The 15,434-nt window shown below is 65.6% G+C and carries 17 protein-coding genes; 12 read left to right on the forward strand and 5 right to left on the reverse strand.

Annotated elements, in window-relative coordinates; all coding sequences use genetic code 11:
• The first annotated feature begins 109 nt into the window (after positions 1 to 109).
• From B4U45_RS09700 to B4U45_RS09720, 5 genes are all read left to right on the forward strand, one after another.
• Positions 110 to 1,753 (forward strand): AMP-binding protein, encoded by a 1,644-nt coding sequence (locus B4U45_RS09700; RefSeq protein WP_241780291.1) that lies wholly within the window; start codon positions 110 to 112, stop codon positions 1,751 to 1,753.
• Positions 1,750 to 2,547, forward strand: a complete 798-nt coding sequence (locus B4U45_RS09705; RefSeq protein ID WP_075548199.1) for an enoyl-CoA hydratase/isomerase family protein — start codon at positions 1,750 to 1,752, stop codon at positions 2,545 to 2,547. The genes B4U45_RS09700 and B4U45_RS09705 overlap by 4 nt, the downstream gene beginning before the upstream one ends.
• Positions 2,544 to 3,302, forward strand: coding sequence for an SDR family oxidoreductase (locus B4U45_RS09710; protein WP_075548200.1), 759 nt, complete (start codon positions 2,544 to 2,546; stop codon positions 3,300 to 3,302). Before B4U45_RS09705 ends, B4U45_RS09710 begins: the two co-directional genes overlap by 4 nt.
• A gap of 39 nt (positions 3,303 to 3,341) precedes the next feature.
• The gene (locus tag B4U45_RS09715; RefSeq protein WP_075548201.1) at positions 3,342 to 3,806 is read left to right on the forward strand and encodes a nuclear transport factor 2 family protein; all 465 of its coding nucleotides are present in this window, start codon (positions 3,342 to 3,344) and stop codon (positions 3,804 to 3,806) included.
• 197 nt (positions 3,807 to 4,003) lie between these two features.
• Positions 4,004 to 5,308 carry an HNH endonuclease signature motif containing protein gene (locus B4U45_RS09720; protein WP_176357558.1) on the forward strand — a complete coding sequence of 435 codons (1,305 nt, stop codon included), beginning with the start codon at positions 4,004 to 4,006 and terminating at the stop codon, positions 5,306 to 5,308.
• A gap of 18 nt (positions 5,309 to 5,326) precedes the next feature.
• Here B4U45_RS09720 and B4U45_RS09725 read toward each other — a convergent pair whose 3' ends face one another.
• Both B4U45_RS09725 and B4U45_RS09730 read right to left on the reverse strand, forming a co-directional pair.
• On the reverse strand, positions 5,327 to 6,505 hold the full coding sequence (locus B4U45_RS09725; protein WP_075546488.1) for an acyl-CoA dehydrogenase family protein: 1,179 nt from the start codon (positions 6,503 to 6,505) through the stop codon (positions 5,327 to 5,329).
• Positions 6,506 to 6,602: 97 nt separating this feature from the next.
• Entirely contained in the window at positions 6,603 to 7,901 is a 1,299-nt protein-coding gene (locus B4U45_RS09730; RefSeq protein ID WP_075546487.1) for an amidohydrolase family protein, read from the reverse strand.
• Positions 7,902 to 8,166: 265 nt separating this feature from the next.
• On the opposite strand from B4U45_RS09730, the gene B4U45_RS09735 reads away from it, so the two are divergent.
• The 7 genes from B4U45_RS09735 to B4U45_RS09765 are packed head-to-tail and all read left to right on the forward strand — an operon-like array spanning position 8,167 to position 13,849.
• Entirely contained in the window at positions 8,167 to 8,721 is a 555-nt protein-coding gene (locus B4U45_RS09735; RefSeq protein ID WP_075546486.1) for a carboxymuconolactone decarboxylase family protein, read from the forward strand.
• A 4-nt stretch (positions 8,722 to 8,725) separates the two neighbouring features.
• The gene (locus tag B4U45_RS09740) at positions 8,726 to 10,018 is read left to right on the forward strand and encodes an aromatic ring-hydroxylating oxygenase subunit alpha (protein ID WP_075546485.1); all 1,293 of its coding nucleotides are present in this window, start codon (positions 8,726 to 8,728) and stop codon (positions 10,016 to 10,018) included.
• The gene (locus B4U45_RS09745; RefSeq protein ID WP_075546484.1) at positions 9,990 to 10,325 is read left to right on the forward strand and encodes a hypothetical protein; all 336 of its coding nucleotides are present in this window, start codon (positions 9,990 to 9,992) and stop codon (positions 10,323 to 10,325) included. The genes B4U45_RS09740 and B4U45_RS09745 overlap by 29 nt, the downstream gene beginning before the upstream one ends.
• Positions 10,326 to 10,328: 3 nt before the next feature.
• A complete protein-coding gene (locus B4U45_RS09750) occupies positions 10,329 to 11,549 on the forward strand; it encodes a metal-dependent hydrolase family protein (RefSeq protein WP_075546483.1) in 1,221 nt (406 codons plus the stop codon).
• Entirely contained in the window at positions 11,533 to 11,952 is a 420-nt protein-coding gene (locus B4U45_RS09755; RefSeq protein WP_075546482.1) for a nuclear transport factor 2 family protein, read from the forward strand. The genes B4U45_RS09750 and B4U45_RS09755 overlap by 17 nt, the downstream gene beginning before the upstream one ends.
• A complete protein-coding gene (locus B4U45_RS09760) occupies positions 11,949 to 13,037 on the forward strand; it encodes an acyl-CoA dehydrogenase family protein (RefSeq protein WP_083154070.1) in 1,089 nt (362 codons plus the stop codon). Before B4U45_RS09755 ends, B4U45_RS09760 begins: the two co-directional genes overlap by 4 nt.
• Positions 13,034 to 13,849, forward strand: a complete 816-nt coding sequence (locus B4U45_RS09765) for an acyl-CoA dehydrogenase family protein (RefSeq protein WP_075546480.1) — start codon at positions 13,034 to 13,036, stop codon at positions 13,847 to 13,849. The genes B4U45_RS09760 and B4U45_RS09765 overlap by 4 nt, the downstream gene beginning before the upstream one ends.
• Positions 13,850 to 13,860: 11 nt before the next feature.
• Here B4U45_RS09765 and B4U45_RS09770 read toward each other — a convergent pair whose 3' ends face one another.
• The 3 genes from B4U45_RS09770 to B4U45_RS09780 all read right to left on the reverse strand — a co-directional run bounded on the left by B4U45_RS09770 (position 13,861) and on the right by B4U45_RS09780 (position 15,356).
• A complete protein-coding gene (locus tag B4U45_RS09770; RefSeq protein WP_075546479.1) occupies positions 13,861 to 14,355 on the reverse strand; it encodes a hypothetical protein in 495 nt (164 codons plus the stop codon).
• Between the two features lie 128 nt (positions 14,356 to 14,483).
• The gene (locus B4U45_RS09775; protein WP_371687263.1) at positions 14,484 to 14,918 is read right to left on the reverse strand and encodes a DUF4189 domain-containing protein; all 435 of its coding nucleotides are present in this window, start codon (positions 14,916 to 14,918) and stop codon (positions 14,484 to 14,486) included.
• A gap of 120 nt (positions 14,919 to 15,038) precedes the next feature.
• On the reverse strand, positions 15,039 to 15,356 hold the full coding sequence (locus B4U45_RS09780; RefSeq protein ID WP_075546477.1) for a hypothetical protein: 318 nt from the start codon (positions 15,354 to 15,356) through the stop codon (positions 15,039 to 15,041).
• Positions 15,357 to 15,434: the final 78 nt, after the last annotated feature.

Consider the following 15,434-nt stretch of genomic DNA (forward strand, 5'->3'; position numbering starts at 1 on the left):
CACCTCGGGGCGGGCGTCATTTCGAGAGTGAGCGGTCATAGGCACACCACAGTCAGCTGTAACCAATTTTCCAGTCTTGGTAATTTAATGGGTACTATTGTACGTCAATATGTACCCAATCGGTGAATGGATGAACTGCCTGCGCCGAGTCGAGGAACTACGAGATCAGTTTTTCGATGCGCACGCCGACGTCGCCTGGCTGCTCTGCGATCGCCATCCGGCGCAACGCACCGCGTTCACCGTGGTCGGTAGCGGCGGTTCGGTGTCCGTGACATTCGGCGACCTCGCCGCCGCGTCCCAGCGTTACGCGCAAGCTTTCCGCGCCGCGGGGGTTCGTCGCGGCGATCGGGTGGCGACATTGATGGGCAAGGGCGTCGATCTCGTCGTCACCATCCTGGCCACCTGGCGGCTCGGCGCGGTACATGTACCGCTGTTCACGGCGTTCGGCGCCGGCGCAGTGTCCGAGCGTCTGGAGCGATCGGCAACGGTGTTGGTGGTGGCCGACCCCGAACACCGGCACAAGCTGGCTCACCGCGGTGACCGGGCAATCCTCGTCACCGGCACCGCGCCGGCCACCCATGACGGCGACCGGTTGCTGGCCGACGCCGTCGCCGCGGCAGCGCCCGAGCCGGTCGAGCGCGTCGCGGTCGGTGGCGACGCAGCGCTGGTCCACATGTTCACGTCCGGCACCACCGGAAAGCCCAAGGGCGTCGTGCACCCCGTGGCGTACCTGGCCGGTTTCCAGGCCTACCTGGAATACAGCGTCGGCGTGACGGCCGACGACCGCTTCTGGTGTGCGGCCGACCCGGGTTGGGCCTACGGGCTCTACACCGCCATCGCCGCGCCCATGGCCGCCGGGGTGTCGAGCATCCTGCTCAGCGGCGGCTTCAGCGCCGAGTCGACCTGGCGCACCCTCGCCGACCACCGTGTCACCAACTTCGCCGCCGCCCCAACGGTTTTCCGCAGTCTGCGGGCGTCGACGGCGCCGCCCAGCGACCTCGAACTGGTCCGCGCCAGCAGCGCCGGAGAACCGCTCACCGCCGAAGTCAACGACTGGGCGAGCCGGGCACTGGGCTTGCTGGTGCACGACCACTTCGGCCAAACCGAGCTGGGCATGGTGCTGGGCAACCACCATCACCCCGAATTGGCCAGACCGGTCAAACCGGGGTCGATGGGCCGTCCGCTGCCCGGGTGGTCGGTGACCGTGCTGGGCGACGACGACCGGCCGGCGCCGCCGGGCGTTCTGGGACGGGTCGCCATCGACATCGCGGCGAGCCCGTTGCTGACGTTCAGCGCCTACCAGGACCAGGATCCGGATCATGCCGGCCGGTTCACCCCGGATCACCGCTACTACCTCACCGGAGATATCGCCCGCATCGACGACGACGGGGACTTCTTCTTCTTCGCGCGCGACGACGACGTGATCATCATGGCGGGCTATCGCATCGGACCCGCAGACGTCGAATCGGTGCTGTCGCGGCATCCGGCCGTCGCCGAATGTTGCGTGGTGGCCGCACCCGACGAGGTTCGCGGGGAGGTGATCGAGGCCTATGTCGTGCTGCGCGGCAACCACTCGCGGTCCGCGGAACTGCCGGCCGAGTTGCAGCGTTTCGTCAAGGACAACTACGCCGCCCACGCCTACCCGCGGCAGGTGCACTTCGTCGCCGAACTGCCCAAGACCAGCAGCGGAAAAGTCCAGCGGTCGGCGTTACGGCTGCAGCGCCAAGCGGCATCAGGACCGCAAACCAGATGAGCGGCAACGGGACTGACGGCTGCCTGCAGGTCGAGCAGCGCGGCGCGGTCCGATGGCTGCGGCTCAACAGACCGGCGCGACGCAACGCGCTCAACGGTGAGCTCATCGAGGCGCTGACCGAGCAGATCACCCTGGCCGAGACCGACCCACAGACCGCGGTGGTGGCCGTCGCCGGCAACGGGCCGAGCTTCTGCGCGGGCGGCGACCTCCGTCATTTTCTCCAGTTGCACCAGCGTGGCCACAATCCGGTGCACTTCTTGAAGACGGTGTCGGACTGCTTCAGCCGGATCGAGGCCAGCCCGGTGCCGTGGGTAGCCGTCCTGCACGGACATGTCGTCGCCGGAGGCCTGGAATTGGCCCTGGCATGTGACGTCGTCATCGCCGCGGCGGGCACCATGATCGGCGACGGTCACCTCAACAATCAACTGCTCCCGGCCGCAGGCTCCAGCGTCCGGCTGGCGCGCGCGGTCGGGCACGGCCGGTGCCGGTGGCTGTTGCTCACCGGTGAACTATTGCCGGCCAGCGAACTTGCCGACACCGGCTGGATTCTGCGCGTGGTTCCTCCCGATCGACTCGACGAGGCCGCCGAAACGGTTTGCGCCCGATTGGCCGAACGCGCCGGTCCCGCCCAGCGCAACCTCAAGGCACTGCTGCATCGGCTCGACTCAGCCGACATGGTCCGCGCGCTGCGGCAAGAGCTGGACGCCTTTGCGGAGAACTGGGATACCGGCCATCCGCCGGCAGCAGTTCGGGCGTTTCTGCGGAGCCGGGTCGGCCAGCGAGAAGTTCGATGAATCGATATGTCGGCCGTGTTGTCGCGATCACCGGTGCGGCCCAAGGGCTGGGACTGGCCATGGCCCAGCGGTTCGCAGCCGAGGGCGCCGCCGTCGCACTGGCCGACGTCCGCGCAGATGCCCTCGCCGGTGCCGGCAACTCGATCGCCGTGCGGTTCAACGGGCCGGTGCGTTGCGATGTCGTCGACGTCAGCTGCTCCGGCACGGTCGACGACTGGATTGCTAAGACCACCAAGGAATTTGGCCGTCTCGATGTGCTGATCAACAACGCCGGCATCATCCGGGACAACCGCCTGGAAAACATCGCGGACCACGACTGGCATTCCGTCCTGGCGGTCAACCTCAGCGGCGCGTTCTACTGTGCGCGTGCCGCATTCGCTCCGATGAAGGATCAGGGTTATGGCCGGGTCGTCAGCCTCGCTTCAATGTCGTGGCGCGGAAACTTCGGTCAGACCAATTACGTGGCAGCAAAAGCCGGAATCGTCGGACTGACCCGCGCCATCGCCCTCGAAGGCGCCCGGCATGGCATCACCGCCAACGCGATCGCGCCCGGCCTGATCGAAACACCGATGCTGGCCTCAATGAATGACGCAGCCCGCGGCAAACTGGTCGGCAAGATTCCCGTGCAACGTACCGGCCGACCGGATGATATCGCCGAGGCGGCGGCGTTTCTTGCCTCGCCGGCGGCCGGCTACGTCACCGGCGTCGTGCTCGACGTCGATGGCGGCATCTCCATCGGATCCTCTGTACGGTGAAACATGTTGATAACCAATGTAATTAAGGAGACACACATTATGTATGCGACGCCGGTCGAAGCTATCGATGTCGGGGAGGCCAGGTTCGACGCCGCCGACCGCTTGGCGATCATCAACTTGCTGGGCGCTTACGCCTACCTCTACGACCAAGACCACCTCGATGCGCATCGAGGCTTGTTCACCGAGTCACCGGAGCTGTTCCTGACGCAAAACGGCCATACCGTGTCGGCAGACATGGACACGGTGGCATACCTTGCGGCGGCGCGGAAAGCGGCGTTCAACGCCGAGAACAACCGTCGGCGCCACGCGATCGACTCGGTGTGGTTCACCAGCCACAGCGCCACCGAGGCGAGCGGCCACTGTTATGTCCAGGTATTCGCGATCCGTGACGGCGGCCCGCCCATTGCGGACCTGACTGCCTGCTACGACTTCACCGCGGTCAAGCAACATGGGGTATGGCGGTTCAGCCGCTGGGTGCTGGGAATCGACCAGAGCAACACCTAGGTTGGCCGCCGTCTGTCGGTGGGGTGTGGCATGATCGAATGTATGTTCCCCGGGGTCTTCGGGACCGTGTCCTCGATGTAGTGAACCGGAGTGAAGGTCGGCTTCAAGTCCGGTCCTCTGGTGTTATCTCGGGTCTGTTGCAGGCGATGGGGTCGGTAGCGCCTTGACCGGCGTTTCTGATCGGACACACTGGACAGATGTTCCGGGCGGTCGACACGATGGAGGCGGTGGCCGCCGAGGTGGCCGCGGCGTTGCGGATCAGCCAGGGTTTGGCGGCCAGCCGGCTGCGCTATGCCCGCGCGATGCGCGAGCGGCTGCCGAAGGTAGGTGCGTTGTTTGCGGCCGGCGAGATCGATTATCGGGCGTTTCAGACGATCGTGTATCGCACCGATTTGATCGAGGATCTGCAGGTGTTGGCCGCGGTGGACGCCGAGTTGGCCGTCAAGGTGGTGCGCTGGCCGTCGATGAGCCGGGGCCGGCTGGGCGCCCAGGTGGATCGGGTGGTGGCGCGCGCCGACGTGGATGCGCTGCGCCGGCGCAAAGAACATCAAACCGATCGCGAGATCGCTATCGACGAGGTGCTCGGCGGTATCGCGCTGATCCGCGGCAGCCTGCTAACACCGGATGCCCTGGCATTGGATCAGCGCCTCGACGCGCTGGCGGCCACGGTGTGTGCCCACGACCCACGCAGCCGCGCCCAGCGGCGCGCCGACGCATTGGGCGCACTGGCCGCCGGAGCCGAAAGGCTGCGCTGTGGCTGCGGGCGCCGCGACTGCGCGGCCAGCCAGCGCCCGCCTGCGTCCCCGGTGGTGATTCACGTAATCGCCGAGGCGGCCAGCCTGGAGGGCCGCGCCACCACCGCGGGCTCGACCGTGAGTGCCGACGGGCTGCTCACCGCCGAACTGATCACCGAATTGGCCGCCACCGCCACCCTGGTCCCGCTGGCCCACCCCGGTGATGCCCCACCCGAGCCGGGCTATACGCCCTCGACCGCGTTGGCCGATTTCGTGCGGTGCCGGGATTTGACGTGTCGCTGGCCCGGCTGCGATGTCCCCGCGGCCCGCTGCGATATCGACCACACGATCCCCTACGCCGCAGGCGGTCCCACCCACGCCTCGAACCTCAAATGTTATTGCCGCACACACCATTTGGTGAAAACGTTTTGGGGCTGGGGCGAACAACAACTCGCCGACGGCACCCTGATCCTGACCTCCCCGGCAGGCACCACCCACGTCACCACCCCCGGCAGCGCCCTGCTGTTTCCCAGCCTGTGCCACGCCGTCGGCGGCATGCCCACCCCCGAAACCGACTCACCGCATGACTACGGCACCGACAAAACCGCCAGGATGCCCAAACGCACCCGCACCCGCGCCCAACACCGCGCCCAGCGCATCACCACCGAGCGCCACCACAACCGCACCACCCGCCAAAGCCAGCACGCCCAAACCACCGCAGACACCGGACCCGCCCCACCCGACCACGACGAACCCCCACCCTTCTAACGGCCGGCCGACTTCGGCTCAATAGCTCCTGGGCAGCTTCAAGGCATGCTCGCCAAGGAAATTCAGAATCATCTCCTGGCTGATCGGTGCGATCTTCATCAGGCGGGCCTCACGGAAGTAGCGCGCGACGTGATACTCCTCCGCATATCCCATGCCGCCATGGGTTTGCAATGCTCGGTCGGCGGCGGCGAAACCGGCGTCGGCGCACAGGTACTTGGCGGTATTCGCTTCGCGCCCACACGGTTTGCCGTTGTCGTAGAGCCACGTTGCCTTGCGTAACATCAGCTCGGCGGCGTCCAGGCGGGCCAGCGAATCCGCCAGCGGAAACTGGATGCCCTGGTTCATGCCGATCGGCCGGCCGAACACCTCGCGGTCGGTGGCGTACTTGACCGCCTTGTCCAGGGCCACCCTTCCGATACCCAGCGCTTCGGCGGCAATCAGCATCCGCTCCGGGTTCAGGCCGTCCAAGATGTACTGAAACCCCTTGCCTTCCTCGCCAACTCGGTGTTCGACCGGTACTTCGAGATTGTCGATGAACAATTCGTTGGAGCTGACGGCGTTGCGGCCCATCTTGTGGATGGGCCGGATGTCGACCCGACTGCGGTCGAGATCGGTGAGAAACAGCGTCATCCCGTCAGTCTTCTTGGCGCCTCGTCTTTGGACGTCGTCGAGCGACTCCGTGCGGGTCAGCAACAGGATCTTGTCCGATTCCATCGCTTTGGAGATCCACACCTTGCGGCCGTTGACGACGTAGCGGTCGCCGTCCCGTTTGGCGAACGTGGTGATGCGTGCGGTGTCCAGCCCGGCACCCGGTTCGGTCACCCCGAAGCAGACGTGCACCTCACCGGTCGCGACCCTCGGCAACGTGGTCGCCTTGAGTTCCTCCGAGCCGTGCACCACCACGGGTTGCATACCGAAGATCGACAAATGGATCGAGCTGGCGGCGTTCATGCCCCCGCCGGATCTGGCGACTTCCTCAAGCAATAGCGTGGCTTCGGTGATTCCGAGGCCATGCCCACCGTACTCGGCCGGAATCGTCATGCCCAGCCAACCGCCCTGAGCTATGGCCTGATAAAACTCGGTCGGAAACTCGTGCGCCTGGTCCTTTTCCATCCAGTAGTGGTCGTCGAACTTGCGCGCCAACTCCGCGACCGACCGGCGGATCAACTCCTGGTCACCGGTCAGCTCGAAGTCCATCCCACCCACCTTCGTTCAGCGCGAGCAGACACAGAATCGCATGATTCGTGCGGCAATCATGCGATTCTGTGTCTGCTCGCCGGCCACCGGCGGTGGCTCAGTCCTTGTTTCCGGTGAGTTCTTTCGCGCTGGCGGCAAAGTCCGCGAACGACGAACCCGCCCGGGTGTCCTTGTGGTGGCTGAGCGCGCGAATGGACACGTCGTGTCCCTCGGCCGCCTTGCGCAGCGCCCCGACCGTCGCCTGCTCCCGTGGGACATGCGTGAACGGGTCGAACGAGTACCACCGCATCGCGTTCTGGTGGGTGATCTTGTTGATCTCGTCATCGGGAACATTGTTAAGCGACAGAACATCCCACAGCTCCTCGGGCGCGCCCGGCCACATCGAGTCGCTGTGCGGGTAGTCGGCCTCCCAGGCAATGTTGTCGATGCCGATCATGTTGCGCAGCGCCACACCAACCTTGTCGCTGATGAAGCAGGTCAAGAAGTGCTCGCGGAACACCTCGCTGGGCAGCTTGCCGCCGAAGTTCTGGTGCGTCCAGGTGGAATGCATCTCGAAGGTACGGTCGGCGCGCTCCAGGAAATACGGGATCCACCCGGTGCCGCCCTCCGAGAGCGCGATCTTCAGATCCGGGAACTCCTTGATCGGTCGCGACCACAGCAGGTCCGCGGCTGCCTGCACGATGTTCATCGGCTGCAGCGTGATCATCACGTCCATCGGCGCGTCGGGCGCGGTGATGGCCAGCCTGCCCGAGGATCCGATATGGATGTTCATCACCGTGTTGGTGTCACACAACGCTTTCCACAGCGGATTCCAATACTCGTTGTGGAAGCTGGGGTAACCCATCGCCGCCGGATTCTCGGTGAAGGTCAGCGCATGCACCCCCTTCTTGGACACCCGCCGCACCTCCGCCGCACACGCCTCGGCGTCCCAGATCACCGGGATCGCCATCGGGATGAAACGCGCCGGATACGCGCCGCACCACTCGTCGATGTGCCAGTCGTTGTAGGCCTGCACCAGCGCGATCGAGAAATCGGGATCGTCGGTGGCGAATAGGCGCGCGGCAAAACCCGGAAACGACGGGAAGCAGATCGAAGCCAGGACGCCTCCGGCGTTCATGTCCTTGATGCGTTCGTCGACGTTGTAGCAACCCGGCCGGATCTCATCCAGACCGGTGGGCTCGATCCCGTACTCCTCCTTGGGACGGCCGGCCACCGCGTTGAGCGCCACGTTGGGGATGACGGTGTCGCGAAACTTCCACATGTCCGAGCCGTCGGGGTTGTGCACCAGCCGCGGCGCGTCGTCGAGGTACTTCGACGCGAGGTGGTTCTTGAACATGTTCGGCGGCTCAACGGTGTGGTCGTCGACGCTGATCAGGATCATGTCCTCTTTGTTCATGGCCGTACCCCTCTCCCTTGGGTGCATCGAGTATTTCCCCGCGCGGCCACCGAGCCGGCATCGGCGAGCCGCCACTGCCTCCAGGCTCTCTAGTTGGAAACTATCTTCTCGCGCAGTGAGAATCAACATTCAGGGCCGGCGCGCGGAACTCAGCGCCCCGGCATTGACCGGGGACACGAATCATGCAAGTCTGTTAGTTAGAAATGAGAATATGATTCTCCGGACAAGAGAGGACTGGCGCAACGTTCCGAGAGGAGGCCGTCGGATGCGTCTGCCGCCGCTGCCGGCCGACCAATGGGACGAGGCTGTCCGGGAGTCGTTCTCGGGCATGCTGCCTCCCGAACGCCGCAACCCGGGTGACGCCGGCAACGCGCTGTCGACGTTCGCCCGTCACCCTGACCTGGCCAAGGCCTTCCTGCGGTTCAACATCCACCTGTTGTTCGCCTCCACATTGCCGCCGCGCGTCCGCGAACTGGCCATCTTGCGGATTGCGCATCGTCGCGGTTGCGCCTACGAGTGGGCCCACCACGTGGCGCTCGCCCGAAAGGCCGGAATCACCGAAGTCGAGGTAGCGGCGGTCCGCCGGGGTGAAGCCGCGGACTCCTTCGAACGCGCGGTGCTCGCCGGGGTCGACGAACTCGACGAGCAGTCGGAGTTATCCGACGACACCTGGGCCGCTCTCGGCGAACGGCTCGACGACCGGCAACGAATGGACTACGTCTTCACCGTCGGCTGCTACGCGCTACTGGCCATGGCTTTCAACACTTTTGGTGTCGAGCTGGAACGAGACTCGAAACAAGACTCGAAACAAGAGAGGTAGTACCTTGCCCCACTTCCCCAAACCAGCCGTGGGTAGCTGGACGGAAAACTATCCCGAATTGGGCACCGCACCGGTCGATTACACCGATTCGATCGACCCGCAGTACTTCGCCGACGAACAGCGGGCAATCTTCCGGCGCACCTGGCTCAACGTCGGCCGCGTCGAACGTCTGCCCCGCACCGGCAGTTACTTCACCAAGGAGCTGCCGTCGGCCGGCGCCGGTATCTCGGTGATCGTCGTCAAAGGCAGGGACGGCGTAATCCGGGCCTTCCACAACATCTGCCGCCACCGCGGAAACAAGCTCGTATGGAACGACTTTCCGCACGAAGAGACCGCGGGCACCTGTCGGCAGTTCACCTGCAAATACCATGCCTGGCGTTACAGCCTCGACGGCGAGCTGACCTTCATCCAACAGGAGAACGAGTTCTTCGACGTCGACAAGAGCCAGTACGGCCTCAAGCCGGTGCGCTGCGAGGTGTGGGAGGGCTTCGTCTTCGTCAACCTCGACCCAAACGCGGCGCCGCTCGCCGAATATCTGGGCTCGATGGCCAAGGGCCTCGAGGGCTACCCCTTCCACGAGATGACCGAGGTGTATTCCTACAAGGCCGAAGTGGGCAGCAACTGGAAGCTGTTCATCGACGCGTTCGCGGAGTTCTATCACGCGCCGGTACTGCACCAGGGCCAGTACACCAAGGAAGAAGCCGCCAAGATGATGAAGTACGGCTTCGAGGCGTTGCACTATGAGCTGACCGGGCCGCACGCGATGATCTCGGTCTGGGGCGGTCAGTCGCCCCCCGCCGACCTGAGCATGGTCAAGCCGATGGACCGGGTGCTGCGCAGTGGACTGTTCGGCCCCTGGGACCGTCCCGACGTGATCAATCAGCTCGATGAGCTACCGCCGGGCATCAACCCGTGCAAGGCAAAGCAGTGGGGCATCGACTCGTTTCTGTTCTTCCCGAACTTCATGCTGCTGATCTGGGCGCCCGGCTGGTATCTCAGCTACCACTACTGGCCGACCGCGGTGGACAAACACATCTTCGAGACCAGCCTGTACTTCGTGCCACCGCGAAACGCGCGGGAGCGGCTGGCCCAGGAGCTGGCCGCCGTCACCTTCAAGGAATACGCGCTGCAGGACGCCAACACCCTGGAAGCCACCCAGACCATGATCGGCACCAAGATGGTCACCGAATTCCCGTTGTGCGACCAGGAAATCCTGCTGCGCCACCTGCACAAGATGACCGGGGATTACGTTAAGGAGTACCGCAACAATGGCCACGCCAAGCAAGCTGCCCGCTGAATTCGCCGACCTCGAGCCATATCTGGAGTGGGACCTGGCCACCGAGCCCGAGCGCTACGCCAAGCGGTTGGCCTCTTCCATGTCGAAGATGCAAGACTTTTACGACGCGACATTCCCCCGCCTGAGCGACGCGATCGCCTACTGTGACACCTATCCGCTCGACGATCTGCCCGAGGACGCACGGACGCTGATGCACGTGATGCAGTCGCTGATCATGGTGTCGTTTCCGGTGGAGGCATGGAAGCAGCCGCGGGTACCCGACAGCGGCGCGGCCTGGGTGGAGCTGATCAAGGAGCCGGTGATCTGACAGGTGATTACGGTCAAGGCCGCCGGGCTGCTCGACATTGATGCGGGCGAGATCGTCCGGCCTGGCGTGGTGCGGGTCGACGGCGACCGGATCGTCGGCATCGGCGGCGCCGCCGAAGGTGAAGTGATCGACCTGGGAGACCAGATCCTGCTGCCCGGGCTGATGGACATGGAAGTCAATCTGCTGATGGGCGGGCGCGGTGAGAAGCCCGGTTTGTCGCAGGTGCAGGATGACCCGCCGACGCGGGTGTTGCGCGCGGTCGGCAACGCCCGCCGGACACTGCGCGCCGGCTTCACCACGGTGCGCAACCTGGGCTTGTTCGTCAAGACCGGCGGGTACCTGCTCGATGTCGCGCTGGGCAGGGCCATCGACGCGGGCTGGATCGACGGACCACGGATTGTGCCTGCCGGACATGCCATTACACCGACCGGGGGCCATCTCGACCCCACTATGTTCGCGGCCTTCGCGCCGCACGTGCTGGACCTGACCGTCGAGGAAGGCATTGCCAACGGCATCGACGAGATCCGCAAGGCGGTGCGCTACCAGATCAAGCACGGCGCTCAGCTGATCAAGGTCTGTTGCTCCGGCGGAGTGATGTCATTGACAGGACCGCCAGGCGCGCAACACTATTCCGACGAAGAGCTGCGCGCCATCGTCGACGAGGCGCACCGCCGCGGGCTGCGGGTCGCCGCGCACACACACGGCGCCGACGCGGTCAGGCACGCCGTCGCAGCCGGCATCGACTGCATCGAGCACGGCTTCCTCGTCGACGACGAGGCGATCGCGACGATGGTGGCGCACGGCACTTTTCTGGTATCGACGCGGCGCCTGGCCGACGGCAACGCGATGGACGTCTCCCATGCCGCGCCCGAGTTGCAGGCCAAGGCCGCCGAGATGTTCCCACGGGCGCGCACCTCGATGCTGGCCGCTTACCGGGCCGGCGTGAAGATCGCCGTCGGCACCGACGCACCCGCGATACCGCACGGCCGCAACGCCGACGAGCTGGTCACCCTCGTCGAGTGGGGTATCCCGCCGCCGGACGTGCTGCGGGCGGCCACGGTGACCGCCGCCGAGCTGATCAACGTCTCCGATCGGGGCAGGCTCACCGCTGGGCAGCTGGCCGACATCATTGCGGTGCCGGGAAACCCGTTGGAGGACATCACCGTTACCCGCAACGTCAGCTTTGTCATGAAAGGCGGCAAGGTTTATGCCCAGCAGAACTGACGATCTGGTCGAGATCCAGCAGTTGCTGGCACGCTACGCCGTCACCATCACCCAGGAAGACATCGACGGACTGCTGAGCGTCTTCACGCCCGACGGGACCTACAGCGCCTTCGGCGACACCTACCACCTCAACAGGTTTCCGGAATTGGTGGCTGCAGCGCCAAAGGGCCTGTTCCTCACCGGAACCGCGCTGGTGGAACTCGATGGTGATTCGGCGACCGGTACCCAGCCGCTGTGCTTCATCGAACACGCCACCCACGACATGCGAATCGGCTACTACCGCGACAGCTACGTGCGCACGTCCGACGGCTGGCGGCTGAAAACCCGGGCGATGACGTTCATTCGGCGTAGCGGCGTGCACGACTCCGGACGTCCGCACGCCGTCGGGCGTCCCGCCCCGTGAATGTCACGCAGTTCCGGGCCGACCTGCGCGCATGGCTCGACAACCATGATCTGACACCCGGGCCCGACCACTCGCTGCAAGCGCAGATGCGGCAACTCGCCCGCGTCCACCGGGCGTTGTACGACGCCGGCTGGATGCGCTACGGCTGGCCGGTCGACGTCGGCGGATTGGGCGGGCCCGCGCTGCTGCGCGCGATCGTCGGCGAGGAGGTGGTCGGCCGCCGTCTCGCCGAACCGGGCCCCTACTCGATGGTCGAGGTGCTCGCGCCCACGATGATCGACTACGCACCAGCAGAACTCGCTTCGCAGCTGGTGCCGCGGCTGCTCAGCGGTCGCGAGCACTGGTGTCAGGGCTTTTCGGAACCCGGGTCGGGCAGCGACCTGGCGTCGTTGTCCACCCGCGCCGCCCGCCACGGGGACGACTGGATTGTCCACGGGCAGAAGGTCTGGACCAGCTTCGCGCAGTTCGCCACCCGGTGCATCCTGCTCACCCGGACCGCGCCGGGGCATGACGGACTCACCGCGTTCCTGGTCGACTTGGACACGCCGGGCATCACCATTCGCCCGCTGCGCACCATGCACGGCGTCGACGAATTCTGCGAGGTCTACTACGACGACGTGGTGATCCCGGCCAGCCGGATGCTCGGCCGTCCCGGCGACGGCTGGCGGCTCGCGATGGACCTGTTGCCCTATGAGCGCTCGACGTGCTTTTGGCAGCGGATCGCCTATCTGTATTCCCGATTCGACGCACTGATCGCCGAGGCTGACGACCCTGACGAATCCGAGCTTGGCGCAGCCTATCTCGCGTTGCACACGCTGCGCTGCCGATCCCGCGCCACCCAGCACCGACTTGCCGGCGGCGCCCGCCTCGGGCCGGAGACCTCGATTGACAAGGTGCTGTTGGCAACCGCCGAGCAGCGCCTCTATGACACGGTCCGTGACCTGCTGCCCGGGACGCTGGAGCTCGACGACTCACCGTGGCGCTCGGAGTACCTGTACTCGCGGGCGGCGACCATCTACGGCGGTACCGCCGAGATTCAGCGCAACATCATCGCCCGCCGGTTGCTCGACCTCGGGGGGGAATGACGGTGGAGCCGACCGACTCGGAGTCGCTACGGCTACTGGGCGACTCGATGCGAACGATGATGGCCGGCGCGTCCGGCGGCAAGCTCGACGCTGGGTTGGCGGGTCTCGGCTGGCTCGACATGCTCGCCGAAATCCCCGATATTGCAATACCGTTGGTGTTTCGGCTGCTCGGGGAGACCGGCACGCACGCACCGGTCCTCAACGACGTCGTGCTGCACACCGCCGGACGCACCGGCGGCGGCACCGTGCCGCTGCCGTTCGCCGGCGGTCCCTGGGTGCTCTGGGAACGAACCGAGCGGTCCACGTCGATGGTGGACGACGAGTTACCGATATACCGGGTGGCCCAGGCTGATTCGGTGCCCGCGGCGGCCCTGGCCGCGGGCCGGCGCGCGGTGGCCTGGTGGCTGGTGGGCACCGGCCGGGCGATGCTGGCGCTGGCACGCCGGCATGCGCTGGACCGGGTCCAGTTCGGCAGGCCGATCGCGTCTTTCCAGGCGGTCCGACACCGCCTGGCTGAGGCGCTCGTCGCCCTCGACGGCGCCGAAGCCGCGGTGCAGGCCGCCACTGACGAACCCGACGAGCTCGCGTGCTCGCTGGCCAAGGCCGCTGCCGGGCAGGCCGCACTGACCGTCTCCAGACATTGCCAGCAGGTGCTCGGCGGCATCGGCTTCACCGCCGAACACCAGTTGCACCGCCACGTCAAGCGGTCGCTGGTGCTCGACGCGCTGCTGGGCAGCGCTCATGAGCTCACGCGGGAAGCAGGAGTTACCTTGCGAGCCAACGGATTTGCTCCCCGGCTCACTCATCTTTGAGGTGCTTGACCTCAGAGATACATCCCGGCCGGCGGCTGAGCCCGGTACCGCCCGGTGCGGATGGCCGCCTTGTCCAGGGTGGAGCACCAGCAGCACCGGACCGCCGAAACGCTGAGCTTCCTCCACGGACGGTCAGCAGCTGCGCACCGGCCTTGGCCTCGACGTAGCTGACCCTGAATTCCCCGACGACTTCCCTGGAGTGTCGCGGTCGCGGCCAGCACCGCCCGTCCCCGGTAGGGGTTGAGCTCGTTCGCGCAATCGGCGAGGCGGTCCAGCACCGCCCGCGCGTGGGCCTGGTTGTCGGGCGTCACGTATGCGCTCACTTCGGCCGCGTGCATGACGGTTTCGCGAGTTTCGATCCGAATCACGCATCCGGTTTCATCCAGCAGCGTCCCGGCGGGGAAGTGCACACTCACACAGAGTGGGTGGCGGTAGCGCCGCCCACCGATCTCGGTGTGGGTCCACTTGGGGGGATGGGTGCACTCACCCGGGCCGATCTCGCACACGGGCTCGTGCTCTTCGATCCATTCGGCCAGCGCCAGCGCGGGGTCAACCGCGAGCAGAATCGCACCCGGAAGGGCCGCTGGACAACCGATTTTCGGTCGTCAGTCGCGACGGGGCTGACCGCGCGCAATCACAACCCGTTACACAGCCAATTGACGATCCGCCCGGCGCCGAGCCTGTTGATCGCATCCGACATAGCCTCGCTGAGCGTGAGGCCGCTTCCGCCGTGGTAGGTCGAGCCGTCATAGGCGACCGCGCCGCACCGTTTGAAGCTGATCAGGACCTTGCAGGTGTCGAGGCCGCACTGGTCCAAGGCGACTTGCTCCGCTTTTGCCAGTGTCAAGTAATTCCGCGATTTGCCCCACTCGCCGGTCGGGGCATAGGCGATGGAGCCATAGTGGATCCGCGGCGGGACAGGCACTTCGGGCACCATGCCCATCTCCGACAGCACAGCGCTATCGATATGGGCATCCAACTGTGGAATCAGCGGGAGCGCTAGGACCATCAGCAAAACGGTGGCCCCCACGGTGGCTGCTGCAAGCGCGATCCGACGTCGTGTTGTCATCATTTTCCCGACCCCTTTCTGCGGTCTGCAATCCAGCGGTGTGAGTAGGTCCAGATGACTACGACAGCAACTGTGTCGACAGATGGCGCGGCTGGTTCTGGCGCGGCCCTAGGTCTTCGACTACGGGTGCGGCGCCGGTGTTGTGGCGCTGGGCATTTGCTGCGGGCCCATCATTCCGCCCGGACCCATTCCGGGTCCCATCCGTCCGCCGGAATCCATCATCGAGCAGCCGCCGTCACGCCCGCCGTAGGGGCCGTGGGTAGCTCGACCCAAGAAGAACCCGGAGAAGAAGATCAGAGCAACGATGAATACGACACCGGCGACGATCCCCACCCAGGTCAGCAGTCGATCCGGCCAACCGGGCCGGCCAGCGCGATCGTCATATCGGCGCCGCTCCGCATCGGTGGTCGGTTCGGCAGGTTCTGGTGTTTGCGTCATGGCGGTAATGATGCCACATACGTACCCTACACGGGTATGGTCTTTAGGCCCTAGTGGCACGCATTCGTTTAGATTGCC

This window comes from Mycobacterium persicum (genome assembly GCF_002086915.1).
Lineage (GTDB): Bacteria > Actinomycetota > Actinomycetes > Mycobacteriales > Mycobacteriaceae > Mycobacterium > Mycobacterium persicum.

Bases quoted from the DNA above. Each gene is read 5' to 3' on its own strand.
- B4U45_RS09710 (WP_075548200.1), top strand. From the start codon at position 2,544: ATGAATCGATATGTCGGCCGTGTTGTCGCGATCACCGGTGCGGCCCAA.
- B4U45_RS09775 (WP_371687263.1), bottom strand. From the start codon at position 14,918: ATGACAACACGACGTCGGATCGCGCTTGCAGCAGCCACCGTGGGGGCC.
- B4U45_RS09720 (WP_176357558.1), top strand. From the start codon at position 4,004: ATGTTCCGGGCGGTCGACACGATGGAGGCGGTGGCCGCCGAGGTGGCC.
- B4U45_RS09725 (WP_075546488.1), bottom strand. From the start codon at position 6,505: ATGGACTTCGAGCTGACCGGTGACCAGGAGTTGATCCGCCGGTCGGTC.
- B4U45_RS09705 (WP_075548199.1), top strand. From the start codon at position 1,750: ATGAGCGGCAACGGGACTGACGGCTGCCTGCAGGTCGAGCAGCGCGGC.
- B4U45_RS09780 (WP_075546477.1), bottom strand. From the start codon at position 15,356: ATGACGCAAACACCAGAACCTGCCGAACCGACCACCGATGCGGAGCGG.
- B4U45_RS09715 (WP_075548201.1), top strand. From the start codon at position 3,342: ATGTATGCGACGCCGGTCGAAGCTATCGATGTCGGGGAGGCCAGGTTC.
- B4U45_RS09745 (WP_075546484.1), top strand. From the start codon at position 9,990: ATGGCCACGCCAAGCAAGCTGCCCGCTGAATTCGCCGACCTCGAGCCA.
- B4U45_RS09730 (WP_075546487.1), bottom strand. From the start codon at position 7,901: ATGAACAAAGAGGACATGATCCTGATCAGCGTCGACGACCACACCGTT.
- B4U45_RS09700 (WP_241780291.1), top strand. From the start codon at position 110: ATGTACCCAATCGGTGAATGGATGAACTGCCTGCGCCGAGTCGAGGAA.
- B4U45_RS09765 (WP_075546480.1), top strand. From the start codon at position 13,034: ATGACGGTGGAGCCGACCGACTCGGAGTCGCTACGGCTACTGGGCGAC.
- B4U45_RS09735 (WP_075546486.1), top strand. From the start codon at position 8,167: ATGCGTCTGCCGCCGCTGCCGGCCGACCAATGGGACGAGGCTGTCCGG.
- B4U45_RS09755 (WP_075546482.1), top strand. From the start codon at position 11,533: ATGCCCAGCAGAACTGACGATCTGGTCGAGATCCAGCAGTTGCTGGCA.